Source organism: Ideonella sp. P3_A4 (assembly GCF_056403075.1).
Window position 1 is genome coordinate 1 of sequence record NZ_JBFUGE010000561.1, and the last position, 3,928, is coordinate 3,928.

General features: G+C 58.6%; 4 protein-coding genes. All 4 read right to left on the reverse strand.

Translation table 11 applies throughout. From position 1 onward, the window contains the following. Positions 1-894: 894 nt before the first annotated feature. Entirely contained in the window at positions 895-1,431 is a 537-nt protein-coding gene (locus AC1DYI_RS28920) for a CbrC family protein (protein WP_477207569.1), read from the reverse strand. Positions 1,432-1,507: 76 nt separating this feature from the next. Continuing rightward, positions 1,508-1,942, reverse strand: a complete 435-nt coding sequence (locus tag AC1DYI_RS28925; RefSeq protein ID WP_477207570.1) for a hypothetical protein — start codon at positions 1,940-1,942, stop codon at positions 1,508-1,510. 555 nt (positions 1,943-2,497) lie between these two features. Continuing rightward, positions 2,498-3,172 carry a hypothetical protein gene (locus tag AC1DYI_RS28930; protein WP_477207571.1) on the reverse strand — a complete coding sequence of 225 codons (675 nt, stop codon included), beginning with the start codon at positions 3,170-3,172 and terminating at the stop codon, positions 2,498-2,500. A 570-nt stretch (positions 3,173-3,742) separates the two neighbouring features. Beyond that, on the reverse strand, positions 3,743-3,928 hold a 186-nt coding region (locus tag AC1DYI_RS28935), incomplete at its 5' end, for a VOC family protein (protein WP_477207572.1).

The window sequence follows — 3,928 nt, forward strand, 5'->3', positions numbered from 1 at the left end:
GTGTGGATTAATCATTGCGTAGTGCTGGAGCAAAGCTCCAAAAGAATAGGATGCTGAACAGAACAGGCATAAACCAAAGTTCCCCTAATAGCGTCAACGCCGGCAGGGCAACAGCAGCAATCAGAACGCTAATGATCACTCGGGGAAGGATTCGTTTCCACCGGGCTGGCTCCGGGTGACTTACGGCTGTAGTGACGTCGTTTTGTGCCCGCAATGCTTCAGAGCTTTCGCTGTCGTCAAGGTTGAAGCCACAGTACCAACAGAAAGTTTCACTCGATCTGTCGCCAAGATCTCCGGAGCAGTTGGGGCAACGCAGAGCGCTCATGATTGACGGCTAACGTTCGACGTAAGGGGCCTGCCGCAGGCAGGTCCCCTTGACGGAGGGGTTAGGCACCGGAGATGCACCAACCGYGATGRACTTKCCKTGCAAGGCAGACGGRCCCGAGGAAGCYGGAGATGCTACTCGGCTGACCGSAGCCTGGCTATGCAGCACCGAGGCTGCGGCTGCTTCAGTTTGGCCCGCCCGCTGAGACGGCAGAACCGACCCAGTAGCACCTCCCACCCCAAGCTCCGGCCGTGACCGTAGGCACTGTTGAACCGTGACGTAGCGCCAAGGCTTCAATTTCTTGACCAACTTGGCAGGCGGAAGGCCGAAGTGACCMCCGACAGAGCGCTGGCCGCCGAAGGACGGACAGCCCACGCTGACGCTGAAGCGAGCACGCCTCTCCCATGAGCACAAAGCATCGAGGCCGGGGCCTTGTGAAGCTGGCATTGGCAGAAGACGCTCCAATTGAATTGGACCCTAAACACGGCTGTGGGCCTAACGTTCGACGTAAGGGGCGGCTTGCGGCTAGCCGCAAGACGTCCCCTTGACGGAGGGGTTAGCCCTCTGGTTCACGAGCAGTCCCACCCCAGCAGGACCGCCTCGCAGTGGAGGCACTTGAACTTGTAAAAAACTTGGTCGCCGCGTGGCTGATAKCCCTTCGTTGTGAGCAGCCAGTCGCTTTCACCCAGACCGTATTCCTTCTGCCAAGCCAGCTTAGTTCCTTCGCTGGCATTTGCCACSTCCTCAACCGACGCGTCACCCAAGAAGGCACAGGCATCTCCGCAATGGGCAAGCCACTGTTCTTGTTGCCATGAAGAGAACGCGGGAGTTCGTAGGTGTACCTCTTGAACAATTAGTTCGGGTACACGGGCYTGAAGCAGCGGATGGTCATCGGCAAAGGAAGCCCCTAATTTTCTAGCGGCAGAACCGTCGGCGATGCACCATGSACAAAGAGATTCGTGAAGTTCRGCTTCTCCGTACACGGGCCCCATGTACACAAAGCCTCGTTGTTCGCCACAGCAGGCRCAGCGAACGGCACTTGGCTTGACTGCGCCAGTAACCAACGGGTCGGGGTGATAACGGAAGGRCGGCAGTTCGGGTCGCATAGAGGGYTAACGTTCGACGTAAGGGGCGACCGCAAGTGGGCGAAGCCCGCTTGTGGACGTCCCCTTGACGGAGGGGTTAGGCCTGGCGCCAGCGGCGAACTGCAACAAGAGCTGCGCCCCCGACAAGAATGACCAACAAGCTCACATAGTAGTTGACGAAGATTAGGCTGGACGCACCACAGGCAAAACCAGCGCCCAGATAAAGAGATGGCTCGGCTTTTGATTGAGCTCGAAGCGACAACAAGACTGACGCCAGTGCGAGAGTGACGCCCAAGAAGACGAGCACAGCCATGGCCTTCGAATCGTTGAGCGATAGCAAACCTGGCGTCGTAATCGCATCCGAGACCTCGGCGCTCGGCTTTGCGATGAGGCCAATTGAATCGGCTGCCATCAAGACGTAGTTGCCGAACGCGCCGCGGAGGCTCTCAAAGTGGCGCCAAGCCGCAAGAACCACCAGTGCCAGACCACCAGTGGCGAGCGACAACGGGCCGAGGGCGATGCGTGATTTCACGATGGGCCTAACGTTCGACGTAAGGGGCTGGCCGCAGGCCAGTCCCCTTGACGGAGGGGTTAGGCACCGGGGATACACCAACCGTGATGGACTTGCCATGCAAGGCAGACGGACCCGAGGAACTTGGAGATGCTACTCGGCCGACCGAAGCTTGGYTATGCAGCACCGGGACTGGAGCTGCTTCGGTTTGGCCAGCCAGCCAAGGCGGCAGAACCRACCCAGTGGCAGCKCCCACCACAAGCTCCGGCCGTGACCGYAGGCACTGTTGAGCCGTGACGTAGCGCCAAGGCTTCAATCTCTGGACCAACTTGGCAGGCGGAAGGCTGAAGCGACCACCGACCGTGCGCTGGCCGCCGAAGGACGGACAGCCMACGCCRACGCTGAAGCRWGCACGCCTCTYCCATGAGCACAARGCATCGAGACCGAGGCCTTGAGAAACTGGCATTGGCAGAAGASGCTTCAAGTGAACTGGACCTTCARCCCGGCTGWGGGCCTAACGTTCGACGTAAGGGGCGGCCCGCTTGCGGGATGTCCCCTTGACGGAGTGGTTAGACCTCACTTGGGCCCCCCGAGAAGTAGCTTCTTTGCCGCCTCAAGAGCGAACTCACGCGCCTCTTTTGAGGCGACAACAGCTTTCAGGATGCCAAGAGTCTTTGCGCTGGCTTTCCTGAACCAGATGCCCCTTGGAAGCCTATCGAGGTCTGCTTTTAGGGCCGCAATCTCTTCGTTGGCTTGAGTGAGTCTGCGTTCGCCCTCGGTTGTGCGCTCGGACAGTCGGGAAAGCTCAGCGGCCAAGTCGTCCAGCCGCACGCGAAGCGACGCGGCTTGCTCTGACGTGAAATGGGCGTGTTCGTCTTCGACATGCGAACGAAACTTCGCTTCCATTGACTCTCGAAAGGCTTCGAATTCGTCGAGAACTGGGTGACCGGTTCGATACTCTTCCTCAATTCGTTCAGTCCATTGGTGAAGGGCTACGAGGCACTCTTCAAGCTCGTCCCACTCGTAGGAGTCCTCGACGAGAAAATGGTCACTTGGACATTCAAGCGTCCTGTATCCGACTGGCTCGTACCTCATTAGGGTGAATGTGAATTCAGGTCGGGGGATGAACTCCACCACAAGCTCGACATCGCCTCCTTCTGGATAGGCAACTGCGAAGTTGGCCGCGGAGAAGTAGCAATTTTCCAGCACCCGTGTAAAGCGTGCCTTGGTCTTTGCGCGTAGTGTGGACATGATGTCGAGTGTATTGAGGTCTAACGTTCGAGGTAAGGGGCGGCTTGCGGCCTGCCGCAAGACGTCCCCTTGACCGAGGGGTTGGGCATCGGCCGTTGGGGTGCAGGCTTGGGCGAACGAGGTGCTGTGGCGACTTGCCTTTGCGACCGGCGAGTGAAGCTGGGGCTGACACTCATGAGGAAACCCGGTGATGCCTGTGAAAGCCCAAAGTTTGCCTGCATTTTTTTCCGACAGCCACCGGTAGACCTTCCCTGTGCCAACATTGTTGGGTTCAGGTTTTGGCAGAGATATTTGCCGGAACCTTCGTCGCCTTCCCAGTGGCAGAGATTCTCGACCGAGCGCTCCGCATGGCCACACATTGGCACAACGCCTCCTGCGACTTGACCACGAAGCTCAAGGCTTGCCGGGCAGTGATTGCATTTGGCCTGGCTGCCACAACGCTCGGGCCGCTTGCTCAGAGGAGGGAGAGTGATGCTCAACGTTCGACGTAAGGGGCGGCTTGCGGCTTGCCGCAAGACGTCCCTTTGACGGAGGGGTTAGGCCGAGGCCCGCTGTGAGCAACGATCCTGCTCACTGTCCCTGAGGCGGCTGCCACAGCTCGACCTTGTTTCCCTCTGGATCAATGACCCAGGCAAACTTCCCATACTCGGATTCATCAATCTTTTCGAGCACGTTGCAGCCTTCTTCCTTCAAGACCTTGACCAAAGCGTGAAGGTCTTCTACTCGGTAATTGACCATGAAGGAGGCAGAGCTTGG